20 protein-coding genes, 1 tRNA gene and 1 pseudogene are annotated in these 18,871 nt (G+C 66.8%); 13 read left to right on the top strand and 9 right to left on the bottom strand.

All coding sequences use genetic code 11. The annotated features are described in order from the left end of the window. The first annotated feature begins 546 nt into the window (after positions 1-546). The 3 genes from ACX9NE_RS02570 to ACX9NE_RS02560 all read left to right on the top strand — a co-directional run bounded on the left by ACX9NE_RS02570 (position 547) and on the right by ACX9NE_RS02560 (position 2,650). Positions 547-1,698 carry an aromatic ring-hydroxylating oxygenase subunit alpha gene (locus tag ACX9NE_RS02570; RefSeq protein WP_459359942.1) on the top strand — a complete coding sequence of 384 codons (1,152 nt, stop codon included), beginning with the start codon at positions 547-549 and terminating at the stop codon, positions 1,696-1,698. Between the two features lie 39 nt (positions 1,699-1,737). After that, positions 1,738-2,382: a hypothetical protein gene (locus tag ACX9NE_RS02565; RefSeq protein ID WP_459359943.1), complete on the top strand. Its 645-nt coding sequence runs from the start codon at positions 1,738-1,740 to the stop codon at positions 2,380-2,382. 97 nt (positions 2,383-2,479) lie between these two features. Further along, positions 2,480-2,650 (top strand): hypothetical protein, encoded by a 171-nt coding sequence (locus ACX9NE_RS02560; RefSeq protein ID WP_459359944.1) that lies wholly within the window; start codon positions 2,480-2,482, stop codon positions 2,648-2,650. Between the two features lie 22 nt (positions 2,651-2,672). On the opposite strand, the gene ACX9NE_RS02555 is transcribed toward ACX9NE_RS02560, so the two are convergent. Genes ACX9NE_RS02555 through ACX9NE_RS02530 form a run of 6 tightly spaced genes read right to left on the bottom strand, consistent with a single transcriptional unit; the run spans position 2,673 to position 7,636 of the window. Beyond that, a complete protein-coding gene (locus ACX9NE_RS02555; protein ID WP_459359945.1) occupies positions 2,673-3,416 on the bottom strand; it encodes a hypothetical protein in 744 nt (247 codons plus the stop codon). After that, entirely contained in the window at positions 3,413-4,345 is a 933-nt protein-coding gene (locus ACX9NE_RS02550; protein ID WP_459359946.1) for a vWA domain-containing protein, read from the bottom strand. The genes ACX9NE_RS02555 and ACX9NE_RS02550 overlap by 4 nt, the downstream gene beginning before the upstream one ends. After that, the gene (locus ACX9NE_RS02545; RefSeq protein ID WP_459359947.1) at positions 4,342-5,307 is read right to left on the bottom strand and encodes a hypothetical protein; all 966 of its coding nucleotides are present in this window, start codon (positions 5,305-5,307) and stop codon (positions 4,342-4,344) included. The genes ACX9NE_RS02550 and ACX9NE_RS02545 overlap by 4 nt, the downstream gene beginning before the upstream one ends. Continuing rightward, complete coding sequence (locus ACX9NE_RS02540) at positions 5,298-5,771, bottom strand: hypothetical protein (protein WP_459359948.1); 474 nt, start codon at positions 5,769-5,771, stop codon at positions 5,298-5,300. The genes ACX9NE_RS02545 and ACX9NE_RS02540 overlap by 10 nt, the downstream gene beginning before the upstream one ends. Further along, positions 5,761-6,627 carry a DUF58 domain-containing protein gene (locus ACX9NE_RS02535; RefSeq protein ID WP_459359949.1) on the bottom strand — a complete coding sequence of 289 codons (867 nt, stop codon included), beginning with the start codon at positions 6,625-6,627 and terminating at the stop codon, positions 5,761-5,763. The genes ACX9NE_RS02540 and ACX9NE_RS02535 overlap by 11 nt, the downstream gene beginning before the upstream one ends. Before the next feature lie 7 nt (positions 6,628-6,634). Then, a complete protein-coding gene (locus ACX9NE_RS02530; RefSeq protein ID WP_459359950.1) occupies positions 6,635-7,636 on the bottom strand; it encodes an AAA family ATPase in 1,002 nt (333 codons plus the stop codon). 139 nt (positions 7,637-7,775) lie between these two features. Here ACX9NE_RS02530 and ACX9NE_RS02525 point away from each other — a divergent pair. Then, positions 7,776-8,011, top strand: a pseudogene (locus tag ACX9NE_RS02525) (gluconolaconase); the annotation flags it as partial. Between the two features lie 185 nt (positions 8,012-8,196). After that, positions 8,197-10,128 (top strand): PE family protein, encoded by a 1,932-nt coding sequence (locus tag ACX9NE_RS02520; protein ID WP_459359951.1) that lies wholly within the window; start codon positions 8,197-8,199, stop codon positions 10,126-10,128. Positions 10,129-10,199: 71 nt separating this feature from the next. Here the strand turns inward: ACX9NE_RS02520 and ACX9NE_RS02515 are convergent. The 3 genes from ACX9NE_RS02515 to ACX9NE_RS02505 form a co-directional block, all read right to left on the bottom strand. After that, positions 10,200-10,273: transfer RNA gene (locus ACX9NE_RS02515), tRNA-Leu, on the bottom strand. Between the two features lie 391 nt (positions 10,274-10,664). Beyond that, positions 10,665-11,573 carry an SDR family NAD(P)-dependent oxidoreductase gene (locus ACX9NE_RS02510; RefSeq protein ID WP_459359952.1) on the bottom strand — a complete coding sequence of 303 codons (909 nt, stop codon included), beginning with the start codon at positions 11,571-11,573 and terminating at the stop codon, positions 10,665-10,667. Between the two features lie 4 nt (positions 11,574-11,577). Further along, entirely contained in the window at positions 11,578-11,940 is a 363-nt protein-coding gene (locus ACX9NE_RS02505) for a hypothetical protein (RefSeq protein ID WP_459359953.1), read from the bottom strand. Between the two features lie 140 nt (positions 11,941-12,080). Between ACX9NE_RS02505 and ACX9NE_RS02500 the strand changes: the two genes are divergently transcribed. The 8 genes from ACX9NE_RS02500 to ACX9NE_RS02465 all read left to right on the top strand — a co-directional run bounded on the left by ACX9NE_RS02500 (position 12,081) and on the right by ACX9NE_RS02465 (position 18,792). Further along, positions 12,081-12,692: a TetR/AcrR family transcriptional regulator gene (locus tag ACX9NE_RS02500; protein WP_459359954.1), complete on the top strand. Its 612-nt coding sequence runs from the start codon at positions 12,081-12,083 to the stop codon at positions 12,690-12,692. Continuing rightward, positions 12,689-12,820, top strand: coding sequence for a hypothetical protein (locus tag ACX9NE_RS02495; RefSeq protein ID WP_459359955.1), 132 nt, complete (start codon positions 12,689-12,691; stop codon positions 12,818-12,820). Before ACX9NE_RS02500 ends, ACX9NE_RS02495 begins: the two co-directional genes overlap by 4 nt. Before the next feature lie 509 nt (positions 12,821-13,329). Then, positions 13,330-14,205: a PPE family protein, SVP subgroup gene (locus ACX9NE_RS02490; RefSeq protein ID WP_459359956.1), complete on the top strand. Its 876-nt coding sequence runs from the start codon at positions 13,330-13,332 to the stop codon at positions 14,203-14,205. Positions 14,206-14,257: 52 nt separating this feature from the next. Beyond that, positions 14,258-15,442 (top strand): PPE family protein, encoded by a 1,185-nt coding sequence (locus ACX9NE_RS02485; protein WP_459359957.1) that lies wholly within the window; start codon positions 14,258-14,260, stop codon positions 15,440-15,442. A gap of 123 nt (positions 15,443-15,565) precedes the next feature. Further along, complete coding sequence (locus tag ACX9NE_RS02480; RefSeq protein ID WP_459359958.1) at positions 15,566-15,862, top strand: WXG100 family type VII secretion target; 297 nt, start codon at positions 15,566-15,568, stop codon at positions 15,860-15,862. 17 nt (positions 15,863-15,879) lie between these two features. After that, entirely contained in the window at positions 15,880-16,164 is a 285-nt protein-coding gene (locus ACX9NE_RS02475) for a WXG100 family type VII secretion target (RefSeq protein WP_055579135.1), read from the top strand. Positions 16,165-16,484: 320 nt separating this feature from the next. Continuing rightward, the gene (locus ACX9NE_RS02470; protein WP_459359959.1) at positions 16,485-17,258 is read left to right on the top strand and encodes a response regulator transcription factor; all 774 of its coding nucleotides are present in this window, start codon (positions 16,485-16,487) and stop codon (positions 17,256-17,258) included. A gap of 7 nt (positions 17,259-17,265) precedes the next feature. After that, positions 17,266-18,792 carry a sensor histidine kinase gene (locus ACX9NE_RS02465; protein WP_459359960.1) on the top strand — a complete coding sequence of 509 codons (1,527 nt, stop codon included), beginning with the start codon at positions 17,266-17,268 and terminating at the stop codon, positions 18,790-18,792. The last annotated feature ends 79 nt before the right edge of the window (positions 18,793-18,871 follow it).

The following is an 18,871-nucleotide window of genomic DNA, read 5'->3' as shown; positions in this document are numbered from 1 at the left end:
ACCCACTTCTGCTGCAGCGCAGTCGCGCCTTCGGGGCGAAGTCGCCGGCTACCGAGCCGCGCTCACGGCATCGAGGCTGCGCCAGCGGCCATAGGGTCAAACAAGCTTGTCCTCGGCGCAGACTCGCTGCCGTCAACGCGCAGCCTGCGGCCGGCGGCAAACCACGTCCTCGCCGGCTCTACCACATTGGCCAGGCACGGCACCGTCGCAGCGGCCAGCTCCGCATTGCGGTCGCCGTTCACGAAGGCAGACTACGCCGAATCCCCATGCACACCAACGATCAGCTTGAGAGCGACCGACAGCGCGAAAGGGCCAGCTGATCCGCGTAGATCAGCCGCCGCAGCCGAGCCGGTTTGAGCGTCGCGCCAAGTCGTCGGGTGATGCGGCCGTGAGGCCGGCAGATTCTCAGACTCATGGATTCAATTACGTTGTGGACGAACGAGAATCGGTATTCTTGAGTTGCCTCAGTCAATTGGTGAGGCCCGAGGGTTCGCCGTCGAAGTCAAACTCCTGTACCGCGAACCCGACGCCGACTAAGCTCACTGGGTGTTTAGACATTTCGACCCCGCCCCCGTCCCGGCTGACGACCTCGCCGCCGCACTCGCCCCGTTCGGGCAGTCCCGCATGTTGCCGCGCGCGGCCTACGTCGAACCTGCGGTGTTCGAGTGGGAAAAACGAGCCATCTTTTCTGGCTGGCAGTGTGTGGGCCACGCCGCCGATCTCGATGGAGTTGGCGCGCAACGGGCAGCAGGTTTCGGCGAGAACGGAATCCTCCTGGTACGAAGCGAAGACGCCCGGGTGCGCGCATTCGCCAACGTCTGCCGACATCGCGGACACGAGTTGCTGGCATGCGGAGCCACCGCCAAGCGGCGCGCCATCGTGTGCCCGTACCACGCCTGGTCGTACAAGCTGAGCGGCGAACTTCGCAAGGCGCCACGATTCGAGTCCGGAGAGGGTTTCGACCCGGCTGAGTTCGGGCTGGCCGAGTTGCGGCTCGTCAACTGGCACGGATATCTGTTCGTCGATCCCAGCGGCGAGGACGCCGACTTCGAACTACACGTTGCCGGACTGGAAGAGGTCGTCGGCCCTTACCGGCCCGAAGATCTCACCGTTGTGGAACGGCACTCGTATGAGTTGAACACCAACTGGAAGGTGATCGCCGAGAACTACCAGGAGTGCTACCACTGCAATGCGATCCATCCCGAGTTGTCCCGGATCAGCCCGCCGACCAGTGGCGCAAGCATCGACCTGCCGGGGACGTGGATGGGCGGCTGGATGTCGATAGTTGAAGGGGCCGAGACGATGTCGCTGACCGGACAAAGTGGTGGCGTCGCGATCGAGGGGTTGTCCGAGCGTGAACTGCGCACGGTGATGTATCTGGTGGGTTTTCCCAACCTGTTGGTCAGCCTGCACCCCGACTACGTGATGACCCACCTGATGACCCCTCTCGCGGTCGACCGCACCCACGTGGAGTGCACGTGGGCATTCCCGAACAAGGCCGTCGAGACACCGGAATTCGATCCCTCATACGCGGTGGATTTCTGGGATCTGACCAATCGGCAGGACTGGGCCGCCTGCGAATCGGTGCAGCGCGGACTCAGCTCACCGCACGCACGGCCGGGGCCGCTGGCGCCCGAAGAGGAAGGCGTCTACCAGTTCGTCACCCGGGTGGCCCGGGCTTACGCGGGCAACCGCTGAACACTGGGCCACCTGGTGAACCTCCGCAGCCACAGGCGATTGACCACTACCGATGTGGTGATCGAATTAGATTGTGCCCAAGAGCTTTTCGCAGTCGACCCGCGCGGGCTGCTCGCCGGCGCGCGCCGCATCGACAGCGGTATGGACGAATTGGTGGATCGGTTACTCGCCCAACAGAAGGTCGCCGCTGACCAGCGCATCGTGCTGGACATCGCCGAGGAGTGCTCGGATGAAATGGCCGCCGACGTGGTAGTGGCGGTGCGCCGCTACTGCGAGCTGCGACTGCACCGCGCCAACCGCGAACACGACCTCGCCTGGCGCCAGGGCAAGCGGTCACTGTTCAGCGGCTCACTGCTGTTCGCGGTGGGCATCGCGCTGTCGTACACCTTCACCCGACCGGTGCTGGGCGAGCTTGCAAACGACCTGCTGGGCAACGGCGTATTCCTGGTCGTGGCCTGGGTCGGCCTGTGGTACCCGCTCGATCTGCTGTTCATCGCCCGGGAGCAGGCCAAGCGAGAGGTCCGGGTGCTCGGCCGGATGCTCACCGTGCCGGTGGTTGTCCGAGGCCACGACGGTGTGCCGTCCGCAGTCGCGATCCCCGGCTCCCCCGCACCGCCGAGTTTGCCGGCAAGCCTGAACGCTCGATTCCGTCGTTTTCGGGGGCCGTCCTCCGCGCACCTCTGAGGCTCCCGGAGTGACGTCGGGGCCACTCCGCCGTGGCCATCCGTGACGGCATTACTCGGCGGGACGTTCGGCCGAAAAACATTGATTTACATTCGAAATGCAGAACGGGGCTTTCCCGCCACCGGTGATCAACCCCACCACCCACGCCGTCAGCACCATCCCCCTCGGCTTCGACGCGGTCGGGGTCGCGATCAGCCCCATCGGCTCCGAGGCCGGCGACGTCTACCTCTCCGGCGGTGAACGCAACACGGTGACGGTGATCGGTTGAGAAACCGATGAAAGAGCTCCGGTTACGGGAGCCCACCCGGCGGCGCCGCACCCGCCGCGTCCTGCAGCACCTGCTGCAACTTGTCCAGCGGATCGCCGTCGGTGGGGTCGAGCCGGCGTGGTGGGATCTCCCGGCCGTCGGGTGAGACGGCGACCGGTAGCGGGAGCGCGACCGGGGGCGGCGGCGGAGGCGGCGGTGGGGCCGGCGGGGCAGCCGGCAGCCCGGAATTCAACGCATTTCTTTTGTTTGCCAACCGATTTGCGGCGCCGCGGCGGATGGCTTGCCGCTGGGTGTCCGGATCGCTGTTGTCGGCGAAGCAGGCCGCCGGCGCGTCACCGATGACACTCAGCGCGCTCGCGTAGCGCTCGTCGGCGCGTGAGCGATCACCGGCCGCCGCGGCGCGGTCGCCCTGGGTTTCACGGACCAGTTCCAGGTTGACCCGCACCGGACAGGAACCAGCGGCGTCGCTGCGGGCAAGTGCAGCGGTGAAATTCGCATCCGCCTCGTCGAGTCGTCCGTCGAGCACGGCGGCAGCGCCCGCGGCGAACGGCGCCCTTGCCGGCTCGATCACGTTGGCCACGCCGAGCACCGCCGCATCGTCCCGCACGGCGCTCCCGTCGCCGCGCTGGAAAGCAGAAACAGCCGAATCCCCCGCCACCACAACCGATACCAGCTTCACCGCGACCAGCACCACGAGGAGGATCAGCGGCGCCGAGTAGATCAGCAGCCGCCGTCGCACCCGCAGCCGTGCCGGTCTGAGCGTCATGCCACGTCCCGCCGGATCAGGCGAACTCGGCGGAACTCGCGAACCGAGAGGTAGATCTCGCCGAGCAGCAGTGCCGCCGCAAACAGCGCGGGCAGCCAGTACAACTCGAGCAGTGCGCCGGCCTCCGCCCGGGTGCCGGCACCGCTCGGGTGGTCGGACAGGTCCGGCTGGAAAGGCTCACCGGGTTCGCGGTGCTGGTACGGCACGACGAGCTGTCCTGCGATCTTCCGCAATCGGGCTTCGTCGATCGCGTCGGTCCGGCCGTACCCCAGCACCGCTCCGCCGTCGACCGACCCGCTGGTGAAGTCGCCCTGCGGAGCACTAGATCCGGGTGCGCCAGAACCGAAGTACAGCACGACATTTCGCGCACCCGGATACTGTTGGGCCGCCTGGATGAGCTGATAGCGCAGCACGTTGTTCGCGGCGGCGGCATCGACGTCGGCACCCGCATTCGGACCGCCGCGGTAGGAGTCCAGCGCCGCGACGGTGGGGCGCAGACTCCAGACGTCTTCGGACAGCGGCCAATCCAGCGTGGCGCGCGAGGCGAAGTCGATGAGGGTATACCGCGCTCCCGGGTACCGTTTGATCAACGCAGCGATGTCGTCGCGCATCCCCGCGATTCGGGATTGACCGGGGCCGTAATCGTCGACACCCGAGTCCACCGACCGATCCACGATCAGAAAAACATTGAGGTTCTCCCCGGCCGCCGATGTTCCTCCGCGGATCTTGTCGTCGCGAAGTGCAGGGCGGGTGGCGGCGGCAATCACCAGCAGCACCGCCAGCGTCACACCGCCCCAACGCAGCACCGCGCGGGTGCGTCGACCCGCAGCCGCTAGCAGCACCTGGCGCAGCGCCACCAGGCGCGCCAAGACGAGCGCGACGGCCACTACGGCGAGGATCGGCCACGGCAGCACAGGTTGGAACGTCATCGGCGCAACCCCATCAGCGCCACGGAAAGCACGGACGCAGACAACAGGGCGATCGCCAAGGGCACCACCGGTATGTCCGCGGAGTCAGCCTTTGCAACGGTGCCATGGCGTGCCGCGCGGTTGTGCGCCCGGATGTCATCGAGGGCACCGGCCACCGACCCCGGCACCAGGTAGCGTCCGCCGGTCTGCTCGGTGAGCGCGAGCAGCGAACCGCTTTTCGGTGACGGGGCCGTGTCGACGACATTGAGTTGAACCCCGGCGCGCTCGGCCAACTCCCGCACCCCGGCGCCGGTGAACAGCGCGGCACGCTGCTCCCCTGCCACGCGAAGATCCGACGGGCCGAGATAGATCACCGAACGCCGGTGGGTGCCGCGCTCCTCGAAGTGCGGGTAGCCCGCAATGCAGAGCGCCAGAACATCTTCCACACTCGTGGCGTAGTCGGTGTAGGGCACTGCCGGGGCGAACGACGCCGACTGCAGTCGGGGCGCGCGGGTGTATTCGCCGAATCGTGCGACGGCGTACTGATGGTCGCGCGTCAACGGCACCAGCCGGCGGTTCACCGAGGTCAGACCGATTCGTTGCGTCTGCGGCGACGAGCCGGCCCGGCGGGCGAAATAGTCGAGCATTTCCACCGTCGCACGATCCGGCAGCGCCGCTCCGACACACAGCATGATGTCTTCGGTCGGCGCGGCGTCGAGATCCTGCCCGGCGGCGGCTGGACGCGAAGCCGCCCACATCGCTGCGCCGAACATGACCGTGAGCACAAGCAGCGTCACGATAGTTGACAGTGAGCGCAGCCGAGCGACTTTGGCGTATTCGGGCAATCGGGTCAGTCGTGCGATGTTGGCCAGCGGGCGCAACCGCCGGCGCGCGGCGGTCATGGGTAGCACCGCGGCCAGCGCGACGGCAACGGCGAAGCACCCTGAGCCAACAGCGGCTACCGGCCACCACTTCAGGTCCACGAGCGGATCAACTCCTGCGCAATGGAACTCACCTCGCCGACGTCGACGCTCGTCTCGGCGTTGAATTGCGCATCGTCGAGCAGAGTCAGCAGCGGCACGGCCGCGTCCAGCTGCCCGTCAGCCAGGGCGCCGACATGCAGATACTGCGCCCTGGCGCCGGTTGCCTGGTGCAGGAAGCTGCGTACCGTCCGGCTGATTGCCGCGCCGGCCTGCGGCGTCGACAAGAGCCCGGCGCCGTGCTCGCCGGCGAGGCGTTGCACGCGGCGGGCGAAGCGATCCCGGATCACCCGGGCGTGCACCCGTCGCACTACCGGGATGCGCCGCAACCGGTGCGATGGCAGCGTCCAGACGAATACGCCTGCGTACCAACCGAAGACAGCAAGGATCAGGAGCACCGCCCACACCAGCCACTCCGACGAGTAGGGCTCTGGACCGAACACGTAGCGCAGCAGGTCATCCGGCACGACCGGCCGCCTCGGTCAGGCCGACGAGTTCGCGGCGGATGTCGTCGCTGCCGGCGATGGTCGCGTGCGGGATCGCCCGACGCGTCAGGAACTTTGCCAGGCGCTCGCGCCGCGCCGCCTCGGCGCGGCGGTAGGCGGCGACGACCCGCGGACCGAGGTCGGCTCCGCTCAGGACGAACCGGCCGGTGGCGACCTCGTAGCCGTCAGTGTTGTCGGGCCCGACCGCGGGCAGGTCGGACACCATTGCCCACAGCAGGTCGTGACGACCGGTCAGTCTGGCCAGCACCCCGCTGAGTTCCTCGCCGGTATCGGGTTCGTCAGAGACCACGACGATCAGCATCGTGTGGCGGTAATGCGTTGCGACGTAATCGAGTTGGGCGGCGATGCGGCTGGGACCGGGGGCGCTCATGGTGTGCTGGTACCAGCGGTGCAACAGTCCCTCGATGTGCGTCTCGCCGCGGCGCTGGGGAATGTTCACCGACCCGCGGCTGTCGCCGAAAACCATGCCGACCTGATCGGAGCGCCGCAGGCCGATCAAACCGACTGCGCCCATGACGTGTGCGGCAACGTCGCGCTTGTACTCGCCGCTGGCGGCCAGCGCCGACATGTTGCGGCCGGCGTCGGCGACCAGCAGGATCTTGTGGTGCTTCTCCGAGACGAACCTCTTGATGAGCACGCTGCCCGAACGGGCCGAGGCCTTCCAGTCGATGTCGCGCACGTCGTCGCCGGGAACGTAGGGGCGCAGGTCGTCGAATTCCATGCTGCGCGTGTGCGACAGGGCATAGCGGCCGCCTTCGAGTAGGCCCCGGGTATCGGTGCCGAAGTACGCTTTGGCCCGGTTGAGGTGTTTGCCCAAGGCGAACTCAGGGCACCCGGACGGCCCGCAGCGCGGCGTCGATCACGGTCTCGGGAGTGACGTTGGCGCTGGCGGCTTCGAATCCGAGGATCAGCCGGTGCCGCAGCACCCGGTGCGCGAGCGTGGCGATGTCCTCCGGCAGCACGTGTGCGCGCCCGGACAGCACCGCCTGGGCCCGCGCCGCCTTGCAGAAGGCGATCGTGGCACGCGGGCTGGCACCATACTCGACCAGGCGCGCGATCTGCTTGGGCAAGGCCCGCCCGGGGTGGCGGGTCACGTCGACGATCTGGCTGGCGTAGAGCATCAGCGCCCGGTCCATGTGGACATGACGCACCACCTCCTGCACCCGCAGCACGTCATCGAGACTGACGACGGGCACCGCGGGGTGTCGCGTGTCGTAGACCCCGGCGTCGATCCGCGACATCACTTCCACCTCTTCCTCGGGAGAGGGGTAGCGCACGACCTCCTTGAGCAGGAATCGGTCGGTCTGCGCCTCCGACAGCGGATAGGTGCCTTCCTGGTCGACGGGATTCTGGGTGGCGATGACCAGGAACGGGTCGGTGAGCGTGTGCACCTGGCCGGCGATGGTGGTCTGCCGCTCCTCCATCGCCTCGAGCATCGCGCTCTGGGTCTTGGCACTGGACCGGTTGATCTCGTCGAGCAGCACGATATTGGCGTGCACCGGGCCCAGTTGGGTGACGAACGAGCTGGTCGCCGAGTCGTAGATCTGTGTGCCGATGATGTCGCTGGGCAGCAGGTCAGGGGTGCACTGGATGCGTTGGAAGCGGCCGTGGATCGACTCGGCGAGCACCTTGGCGGCGGTGGTCTTGGCCAGGCCGGGGACGCTTTCCAGCAGGACGTGGCCCCCGGCGAGCAGCCCGATGAGCAGCGATTCCCGCAGGTCACGCTGCCCGACGATCTTGGCGGCGAACGCCTGCGAAATGGCGTCGACGATCCCCCGGATGCCGTCGAGCTCGCGCTGATCCGGTTGCGTTCGTGCTCTTGTCATTGCGTTCGTGCTTTTGTCATTGCGTTCGTACCGTAGTCATATGCCCGCCTTTATACCCGGGCGCCCGGATTCCACACGTCGGCTCATTCGCCGACGGGTTGGTCAGGATCGCGTCGGGTATGCGTGCTGACGTGCGAAAGTAGTCGGCATCCACGGTTCGTGGAACCGGAACCTTCCGCGCGCACCCGAGGTGTCGTTCTTCGCCCGCGGGACGGCACCCTGGGCGACCAGCAAACCCTGGTCGGTCGTTTCCAGGCGGACGACGGATCGCGCCGGGGCCGGCCGGTCGCCGCCGTGGTCGGGCCGGACGGTGCGGTGTACGTCAGCGACGACGACGCCGGTGCGGTGTTTCGCCTGGCTCCGCCGGGGCAGTAGCGCGCCGAAACGTGTTCACCTCGCCGACGATAATCGCAACCCGTCAATTGACGAATTTGAATTCAGCTCCACCACTGCTCGTTTGAAGCATTTGGTCAACAAAAGCTCGCCGCTGGTTTCAGAACGGTCTTTAATACGGATAGCGGTTTATTGGTTGTCGAGAGCTGTGGTGACGGGAGTCGAATATGTCGTCGTTTGTGAGCGTCGCGCCGGAAGCCTTGGCTGCAGCGTCTTCGGACCTGACCGGCATCGGATCAACGATCAGCGCGGCAAACGCGGCGGCCGCAGGCTCGACAACACAGATCATGGTCGCCGCGCAAGACGAGATCTCGGTGGCGGTCGCGAGATTGTTCGGCGCTTACGCGCAGGGCTATCAGGCGCTCGGCGCGCAGGTCACTCAATTCCACGACGACTTCATTCGAATGCTGTCCGCAGGCGGTGAGGCCTATGCCGCGACCGAGGGAGCCGGCGCGTCGCCGCTTCAGATTCTCGAGACCGGCATCTTGGACGTCGTCAACGCGCCCACCCAGATGTTGCTGGGACGTCCGCTGATCGGCAGCGGCGTGGATGGTGCGCCGGGAACAGGACAGTCCGGCGGCGTTGGCGGAATTTTGTTGGGGAACGGCGGCAACGGCGGCTCGGGTGCGCCGGGTAAAACTGGTGGGGCCGGCGGAGCCGCCGGCCTGTTCGGCAATGGTGGTCGCGGCGGCGCCGGAGGGAACGCGACCACCGCCGGCGCTAGTGGCGGCGCGGGTGGGACCGGCGGTGCCGGCGGCTGGTTGGGCGGTTTCGGCGGAGCCGGCGGCGCTGGCGGCAGCGGCGCCGCGGGAGGGCCCGGAGTGGCCGGCGGTGCCGGAGGGGCAGGTGGGGCGGGCGGCGTGGCAAATGCGCCCGTGGGATGGGCGGGAGGCGCCGGAGGAACCGGGGGCGCCGGAGGAGCCGGCGGGGCAGGGGGCAGGGACGCGGCGGGTGCGGTCACGCAGGGTTTTGTCGGCGGGGCCGGCGGAGTCGGTGGGGCCGGCGGTGCTGACGCCGGGTTGTTCGGTTTGGGGGCGCCCTTCGGCTCGGGCGGGGCCGGCGGTCACGGCGGCACCGGCGGAGTCGGTGGAACTGGCGGGTCCGGCGCGGACAACACTCTCATTCCGGCGGCCGCTGGCGGCAACGGCGCCGCGGGGGGCACCGGTGGTGCCGGTGGCGCGGCCGGTGCCGGGGGTACCGGCGGGTTGTTAGGCGCTGCAGGCCCCGCTGGCATCGGTGGTGATGGCGGGCGAGGCGGGACCGGCGGTGCCGGCGGACACGGTGGTCTGGGCACCGGCGCCCAGTTCAGCGTTGGCGGCCAAGGCGGATACGGCGGTCACGGCGGGGCAGGCGGTGTGGGTGGCGGCACCCCTAACGGCGGAATCAACGGGAACGGCGGAGCCGGTGGCCTGGGCGGAAGCGGCGGCGACGGCGCAGCCAACTCCAGCACCGGATCCGCGGACAACCTGGTTGCCGGTGGAGGCGGCGGCGGTGGCGGCGGCGGTGGCGGCGGTAATGCCGGCAGCGGTTCCGGAACCGGCGGCATCGGCGGCACCGGAGGCACCGGAGGCACCGGAGGCAGCGGCGGCACCGCTGTCATCGGCGGCCCACAAAGCATCGCAACCGGCGGCGGCGGCGGGACCGGTGGCGCCGGTGCACTGGCGACCGACGGCAAAGGCGCAGCAGGCGGCGCCGGTGGTGGCGGTGGCGGTGGCGGTTACACCATCGCGACAGGCGCTCGCGGCGGCGGTGGCGGCGGCGGTGGCGCGGCCGCTTCCGCTGGTGGCGTCGGAGGCGATGGCGGCATTGGCGGTGGCGCGTTCTCGAGCACCCTCACCAGCAGCTTCAGCGGCGGTGCCGGCGGCGCAGGTGGCAGCGGTACCGGCGGCGGCGGCGGTGGCGGCGCGGGCGCCGGCTTCGGCACCAAGAGTGACGGCAACGGCGGTGCCGGCTTCGCCGGTGACGCCGGCGGGGCAGGCGGCCTAGCCCCCGGCGCTGGTAGTAACAAGGGAGGCGCAGGTGGCACCGCGACCGGAGGCGGGGCTGGCGGACTCACGAGCGTTAGCGTCGGTTCCGGCAGCGCCGGTCTGCCTGGGTAGGGAGGAAGAACGGCGGGCCGCAGCGTCGTTGTCGCTTATCGCCGTGTGTTGCTTGATCGGCCAAAGCGCTGTGCCCCCAGTCGGACTCGAACCGACACTTGGCGGATTTTAAGTCCGCTGCCTCTGCCAATTGGGCTATGGGGGCGGCCTGGCTGATATTACGGCCAAGCCCTCGAGAACCTCAGCTCGTCGCCCACTCTTGCGGCGTTTCGGGACGTTCCCCGTGCTGATCCGACTGCCGCTCCTGCACATTGCGGTGTGCAGCACCCGCCCGGCAAACCCGGCTCCAGGAGCACCCCGGTCGGTCCTCGAGCCGTTGCCGAACGAGAACAACCCGACCACTAGCGACAACACGCCGAGTCCGACGCCGATGAGGCCGGATGCGTTCACGCCCCGCCCGGCCCTCGCACCCACGTAGGAACACACCTAGGGGTTAGTTCAGACACGCCCTTGGGGCTGATCTGGACAAAGCTTTTGTGGGTCTGAGCGACAACAGGATTAGCGGCACGGCTAAACAATCGAACGTGGTCGGGGAACTACCGGCTCGCGATGGCCTGATGGTAAGTCGCACCGCGGCTCACACCAAACAGCCTGGCAACGGACCGCATTGATAGGGCGCGAGCAATCAGGTCGCCAATTCGCGGGCTGACCGCCTCGCCGAGCAGCAGCACGTTGGCCACTCGCGGCAGCACCACGCGGGGTGCTCCGCGACGAGTCGCCGCCACCACGGCGCGTCCCACATCTTCTGATGACAGCGGAGTCATATGCCGAAACGGAGCAGGCATCTGGTTCTGGGCAACGTCACGCAACAGGTCGGTGGCGGTAAGCGCCGGGTGGATTGTCGATACCTGAATCCCGGTGCCCGCCAGCTCCTGACGAAGTGCGTCCGAGAAGGCCGAAACCGCGTGCATCACGATCGCATAGGAGCCGAAGCGCGCAAACGCTTTTCGGCCCATGACGGACGACATGTTGACGATTGAACCCGAACCCTGGCGCCGAAGAACGGGTAGCACCTGCTGGGTCACGCGAATCATTCCGAACAGACTCGCCTCGAGCGTCTGAGTCACATCGTCGCCGAACGTCGCAGCTTCGATACCCCCTACTCTGGCGATTCCGGCGTTGTTCACCACGACGTCGATGCGGCCGTAGTGGTGCATCACCGTCTCGACCATCGACTCCACCGAGGATGGTGAGGTGACATCTGTTGGTACGCAGAGGGCTTCGGCACCCAGTTGGTGGATTGCCGTCTGGACCCCTGCGAGTCGGTCGGCGGAGCGGGCGGCAAGAACCAGCCGCGCGCCCTGATGGGCAAAGGCCAGCGCGACGTCGCGCCCGATGCCGCGCGATGCGCCGGTCACGAGTACTACCATGTCTTCGAAGTTGGTGATCACAAGAATTTCCTGATTCTTTTGGTTTGAGTTCAGCTTGTACTTGCGTTGCGGCACAACGCTATTGGTTGGCGACCCGAGCCTTCCACTGCTCGTCTTGCATGGCGTAGAGCCCATTGGCCACCGTCGGTTGGCCGCTATCGACGACGTAACGGCGCGGATCCAGCCCGTGCTGCAGTGGTGTCCGTAGGAAGTCCCGGATCACCCGGGTACGGTTGCGCGCGCTCCGCCTGTCGCCGGTCAACACGGGTAGCAGGCCGAGCACTGCGGCGAAATCCGTCAGCCGCAGATAGTTGTCGGCGAAATACCCCGGATTGACGATGGCGTGAGCGACACCGTTGATGCCGGCGATGACCTGATCCACCAGCCAGCTCTGCCGCGTCCCCCACGCCGGGTGTTTCGGGCTGGAGAGCCACTGACTCACCTGGACTGGGCTTGTTCATCTGAATCTCTCCCTCGGGTAGTGGCCAGCCGATCGGCCGGAGTCATTTAGCGGTTGGTTATACTCTAATTAGAGTAGGCCTATACTCTAAAAGGGTCAAGAACTAGCCACCGGAGGTAGCGATGCGGGTGTCGCAACAGGAGAAGGAGCGCAGTCACCGCCGGATCGTCGACAGTGCCGCGCGACTGGTGCGTGAACGCGGTGTCGAAGGGGTGAGCCTCGCCGACGTGATGAAAGACGCCGGGATGACCGCCGGCGGGTTTTATCGCCACTTCTCGAGCAAGGAAGAACTCGTCGTCAGCGCGGTTGACGCCGCATTCGGGGAGTCCCTCGGTCGGCTGGCGGACTATGAAACGGAACTGGACGTGTCAGATGCCGTCGACGCTTTCGAACGCTTCTATCTCTCCGATGCCCATGTCGACAATCCCGGCAAGGGATGTCCCATCCCCGAACTGGCGGCCGAAGTCGGGCGTAACCCTGTGCTCAAGGCTTCGATGACTGCCGGTGTCGAGCGAATGATCGAACGAATTGCGGCCGGGCTGGACGGCTCCGTTCAAGAACGCCGAGCCGAGGCCGCTGCGCATCTCGCGATGATGGTCGGCGCTGTTCTGCTGGCGCGTGCCACCGATCCCGCGCTGGGCCGGCTCTTTGTGAAATCCGTGGAGGGACGGCTTTCGTCTGCGGCGCCAACGGCATCGGAGTCGGTGAATGACGAACAAGGACAAGCGAAATGACCGACACCGAACAGAATGTGGCCGACCAGATACTCGCCGCGCTGGACGCCGACGGTCCGATCACCCGGCACCGATGGAACTTCTCGACCAGGATCACGCGGGCGGCCTGGGTGCGGTCGACAAGCTGATCGCAAGTCTGGCGCTATCGCCGCAAGACCGGGTCATCGACGTCGGCTCGGGATTCGGCGGCCCGGCGCGCCGGGGTCGCCCAACGGACCGACGCCACAGTGGTAGGTGTCGACATCACGAAGGCCTACGTCGCGACGGCTAAGGGCGGACTGCGCTGCCACCGGCATCGGCAGCGCCACCTCCGCACCGGTGAAATTTCGTCCGTTTGCGCTGTGACGCGCTAGCGTGCGCGAGAGCCGCTTCCTATGTAGGATCGCGCGCCGCGCGCCCAAAGAGGGTGCGGGCCCGCCGGGCCAGATAACACGGCCGTATCGCACGACAGGACCTTGTTAAAACTGCGTGCGCGAGCGTTAAGAAGCCGTAAACGTCCGTCACCCTGCGCTTTTCGACCATAACTGTGGAGCCGTGGCTAGTTAGCGTTACGCCAACACACAGGGGCCGTTACGCAAACACACAGGGTCGGCCAGGGGAGTCAAGGTCGACATTCTTCACACCTAAGGAGCAATAGATGTCATTTCTGACAGCAGTGCCCGCAGAACTGGCCGCCGCGGCGGCGCAGCTGGGAGCGATCGGCAGTGCACTCGCGGCGCAGAACGCAGGTGCCGCGGCCCCGACCACCGCTATCGCACCCGCGGCCGCCGACCAGGTGTCGATCCTTCAGTCCGGCATCTTCACCGCCTACGGCGCGCTCTACCAGCAAATCGCCGCAGAAGCCCAGGCGATTCAAGAGCAGTTCGTGCAGACGCTGGGGCTCAGCAGCGGTACGTATGAGTCTTCAGAGACGGCCAACGCGGCTGCGGCCACGCTGGCCGACGGCGCGTCCGCGGCGGCAGTTGCCCAGCCTTCTCCGGTCGACAACCTCATCAACACGGTGAGCATACTGATGGGCGGCCCTCTCACCAGCGTCGGCGGCCAGCCATTCAGCTTGTCCGGCAACAGCGCCAACATCACCAGCTTCCAGATCGGCAACTGGGCGTCGGCGTCGTCAAACCTCTTGGGCCTGACCAGCGGTGGTTTGTTCCCGGAAGGGTTTGGTGTCCCCACAGACATCGCCGCCGACGCGGCGATCGAGGGCGCCGCTATCGAGGGCGGGCTGACCGGCGCCGGCGGCGCGGTGGGTCCGGTGGCGGCAGGTGTGGGCACCTCCACTCTGGTCGGCTCGATGTCGGTGCCGCCGAGCTGGGCCGCGGGAACGACGCTGGTGTCCAGCACCGCCCCCTCGGCGCTGTCCGGAGCCGGCTTCACGGCTGCCCCGGCGGCCGCAGCCGGGGGCATCTACCCGGGAATCCCAGGCCTGGCCTCTGCGGCGCGCAACAGCGCCGGCTTCGGGGCACCGCGCTACGGCGTCAAGCCGATCGTCATGCCCAAGCTGACGGCCGTATAAGCCTCCGCAGCCACGACCGACCACCAATACGCCAAGAGAAACGGGATAGAAAATGTCGTACGCAGCTTTCCCGCCCGAAGTGAACTCCGGGCTCATGTACAGCGGCGCAGGCGCCGGACCGCTCATGGCGGCCGCGGCAGCCTGGAACAATCTGGCCTCCGAGTTGAGCACCACGGCGGCCCAGTACGAGTCGATCATCACGTCATTGACCACCGAGCGGTGGACGGGCGCCGGGTCGGCATCGGCGGCCGCGGCGGCTCAGCCGTACGTAGGCTGGCTGACCAGCACCGCGGCGGCTGCCGAACAGGCGGGGATCCAGGCTTCCGCATCCGCGGCCGCCTACGAGGCCGCATTCACGGCCACGGTGCCCCCGCCGGTGATCGCGGCCAACCGGTCTCTGCTCGCTGCGCTGGTGGCCACCAACTTCCTGGGGATCAACACCCCGGCAATCATGGCGACCGAGGCCCAATACATGGAGATGTGGGTTCAAGACGTCGTCGCGATGACCACTTATCAGGCCGCCGCAACGACAGCAGCGGTTCTCGAGCCGCTGGTGCCGGCGACGCCGACCACCAATCCAGGCGGCGCGGGCGCCCAAGCCGCCGCTGTAGCCGCGGCTCAGGCGGTCGGACCCGCCGCCTCGCTGGGCGATATCGTCACCGGTCTGCAGACCGAGCTGGGCAACCTCGCCCTGGGCACGTCGTCGATCGGTACCGGCCTGTTCGATGCCTTACCGGTGCCGGTGCAGGAACTGCTCACCGCGCTGGACGGCTTCATCGGAACCCCGCTGATTTTCAACGGCATTCAGCAGGTCGGTGTCACGGCATCGTGGTTCGTCTTCGCCGCTATCCCGAACGCGATCTTCGCCGCCCACACCATCGATGCCAATGTCGCGGCAGCGGCTGCGGAGGCGGTCGCCCCGGCGATCGCGGCCGAAGGTGCCGCCGCCGGACTGGCCGGTGAGGTGGGGTCAGCGGGGGCGGCCGCCACCATGGGCGAGGCGTCTCTGGTCGGCAGCCTGTCGGTTCCGGCGAGCTGGGCGGGCACTGCGCCAGTGGCCGAGGCAGCCGGAACGGCGTTGGCGGGCAGCGGCTGGACCGTCCCCGAGGAAGCCGCGGCACCCGGCATGATGGCCGGAATGCCGGGCATGGCCGCTGCCGCCAAGGGTGCCGGCGCGTACGCGGGTCCGCGGTACGGGTTCAAACCAGTCGTCATGCCCAAACAGGTCGTGGTGTGACGTCAGGAAAAGGGGGATTTGTCAGTCGTTAAGGCCCGCACGTGAGTCGTCCAGCCGTAATCTCTTGCGCTGAACAACTCCTACAGCACGCAGTTCTACCCAACTCGAGATAGGAGACGAAATATGGCAACACGCTTCATGACCGACCCGCACGCCATGCGCGACATGGCGGGCCGCTTCGAGACCCACGCCCAGACCGTCGAGGACGAGGCCCGTCGCATGTGGGCGTCCTCGCAGAACATCGCCGGCGCCGGCTGGAGCGGCCTGGCCCAGGCCACCTCGCTGGACACCATGAGCCAGATGAATCAGGCCTTCCGCAACATCGTCAACATGCTGCACGGCGTACGCGACGGGCTGATCCGCGACGCGAACAACTATGAGCAGCAAGAGCAGGCCTCCCAGCAGATCCTCAGCAGCTAAGAAAGGGACTTCGGAAAATGACGATCAATTACCAGTTCGGCGACGTCGACGCCCATGGCGCGTTGATTCGCGCACAGGCCGCCAACCTGGAGGCCGAGCACCAGGCCATCGTTCGCGATGTGCTGGCTGCCGGTGACTTCTGGGGCGGCGCCGGTTCGGTCGCTTGCCAGGAGTTCATCGCCCAGTTGGGCCGCAACTTCCAGGTGATCTACGAGCAGGCCAACGCTCACGGCCAGAAGGTCCAGAGCGCCGGCAGCAACATGGCTCAGACCGACAGCGCCGTCGGGTCCAGCTGGGCCTGATACAGCTTTCCTCAGCGGCGTGGCCGCACACCACCAGGTGTGCGGCCACGTCGTGTTTCGAGGTCCCGTACGCGCCGCCGGCAATGATGCCGCCGGCGAATAATTTTGACGTGGAATATTTTTCCGAACAACGATGCCGTTCGGCGAGAAGGCCACGTTCAGCCGTCGATAATGCAGGCCAAAATTCCTGTGCGGCAATGTTTTTGGCGTTTTCGATAGCTGTTTACCGCGAGCTCGGGCGCCGACGTCAGCCTCTTTGAGATTTGAGAATTCTATGAAGACCGTGACAACCATATGTGTGCTTGAAAGAGTGTACGAATATGACGGCAATGCAGGGATATGCGCGCAGCCAACGTCCACGCCAGGCGATTCTGGGTCAGCTGCCCCGGATCAACCGGGCTGACGGTTCACCCATTCGTGTATTGCTGGTCGACGACGAACCCGCGCTGACCAATCTGGTCAAGATGGCGCTGCACTACGAGGGCTGGGACGTCGAGATCGCGCACAACGGGCGCGAAGCGATCGCCAAGTTCGATAGGATCAACCCCGACGTACTGGTGCTCGACATCATGCTGCCCGACGTGGACGGCCTGCAGATCCTGCAGCGGGTCCGGGAATCCGAGTCCTACACGCCCACACTGTTCCTCACGGCGCGCGACTCGGTGATGGACCGGGTCACCGGGCTGACCGCCGGCGCCGACGACTACATGACCAAGCCCTTCAGCCTCGAGGAGTTGGTCGCCCGGCTACGCGGACTGCTGCGCCGTTCCAGCCATCTGGCCCCACCGGCCGACGAGTCCCTCAAGGTAGGTGACCTCAAGCTGGACGCCGCCAGCCGAGAAGTCACCCGCGGCGGCACTCCCCTGTCACTGTCATCGACCGAGTTCGAGCTGCTGCGGTTCCTGATGCGTAATCCGCGGCGTGCGCTCAGCCGCACCGAGATCCTGGACCGCGTGTGGAACTACGACTTCGCCGGCCGCACCAGCATCGTCGACCTGTACATTTCCTATCTGAGAAAGAAGATCGACGCCGACCGAGAGCCGATGATCCACACCGTCCGTGGCATTGGATACATGCTTCGACCACCGCAATGAGCTGGAAATGACGGGGGACCGCCAGATCCCGCGGTGGCTCCCTCGTTCGTTGCGACGACAGCTGTTGCTGGGCGTCCTGACGGTCGTGACGCTCGTCCTCGTCGCCGTCGGCGCCGTGTCGGTATTGACTCTGCGCGGCTATGTCACCGCGATGAACGACGCCGAAGTCGCGGAGTCGATGCATGCGCTCACTCATGCCTACGGCCGGTACCGCAATGGGGAACACGCCTCGGTCCACAGCGGCATCCCGCCAATTTCCCAGGCGCTGCTGGAATTCACGGGTCAGACTCCCGGAAACCTGATCGCCGTCGTGCGCGACGGCAAAGTCGTCGCTTCGGCCGTCTTCTCTGAAGACGAACCGCGAGCCGCGCCGCCCGACGTCGTCCGTGCCATCGAAGCTGAATCGTGGACCGACGGCCCGCCGCGGACCCAGGCCCTGGGCAGCCTCGGACCCCACCAGGTTGACAGCCGCACCGTCGGGTCCGACCGGCTAGTGGTCGGGGTTTCACTGAACCTCGCCGACCAGATAATCGCGCGTAAGCAACTCACCACCACGTTGTTGGTCGCGACCGCGCTGGTGATTACGGCGGCGCTGACGGCCTGGGTCGTGGGCTACGCGCTTCGCCCGTTGAGCCGGGTCGCGGCGACCGCTGCCGAGGTCGCTGCCATGCCGCTTGCCGATGACGACCACCAGATCAGGGTGCGAGTCCGGCCGGAAGACACCGACCCGGACAACGAGGTCGGCATTGTGGGGCACACCCTCAACCGATTGCTCGACAACGTCGACAGCGCGCTGGCGCATCGCGTCGAATCCGATTTGCGGATGCGGCAATTCATCACCGACGCCAGTCACGAGCTGCGCACGCCGCTGGCCGCCATCCAGGGCTATGCCGAGTTGACTCGTCAGGACAGCTCGGCGTTGCCACCGACCACGGAATACGCCTTGGCGCGCATCGAGTCCGAGGCGCGGCGGATGGCGTCGCTGGTCGACGAGCTGCTGCTGCTCTCCCGCTTGGGCGAAGGCCAGGATCTAGAGGCCGAAGACCTGGACTTCACCGACCTGGTGATGAACGCGGTCAATGACGCGGCGGTGGCGGCGCCGACGCATCGCTGGGTGAAGAAGCTGCCGGACACGCCGGTGTGGGTCAACGGAGACCATGCCCGGCTTCATCAGGCCGTCAGCAACCTGCTAACGAACGCCTGGGTCCACACTCACCCCGACGTCACGGTGACTACTGCGATCACTTGCCACCCGGGAACTCCGTCTGAGGGTCCGAACGCCCCGTACGCCGAATTAACGGTTACCGACGACGGGCCCGACATCGACCCCGTGGTCCTGCCTCATCTTTTCGAGCGGTTCGTCCGCGCAGACAAGGCGCGCTCCAACGGCGCCGGTCACGGACTGGGCCTGGCGATTGTCAACTCGATCGTCAAGGCGCACGGGGGTACGGTCTGCGCCGAATCCGCCAACGGCGAGACGGTCTTTCGGGTGCGGATCCCGATGATCAAACGGTTCGGGGCCGCCGGGACCTGATCGCCACATTTCGCGAAACTCGCTGAGACACGTTGTTTTCAACGGCATGATAGTGCTGCGCATCACGATGTGCCGTTAA

It is taken from the genome of Mycobacterium sp. ML4 (genome assembly GCF_054515735.1).
The sequence above is the reverse complement of the archived record's forward strand: the minus strand, read 5'-3'. Positions and strand labels throughout refer to the sequence as shown.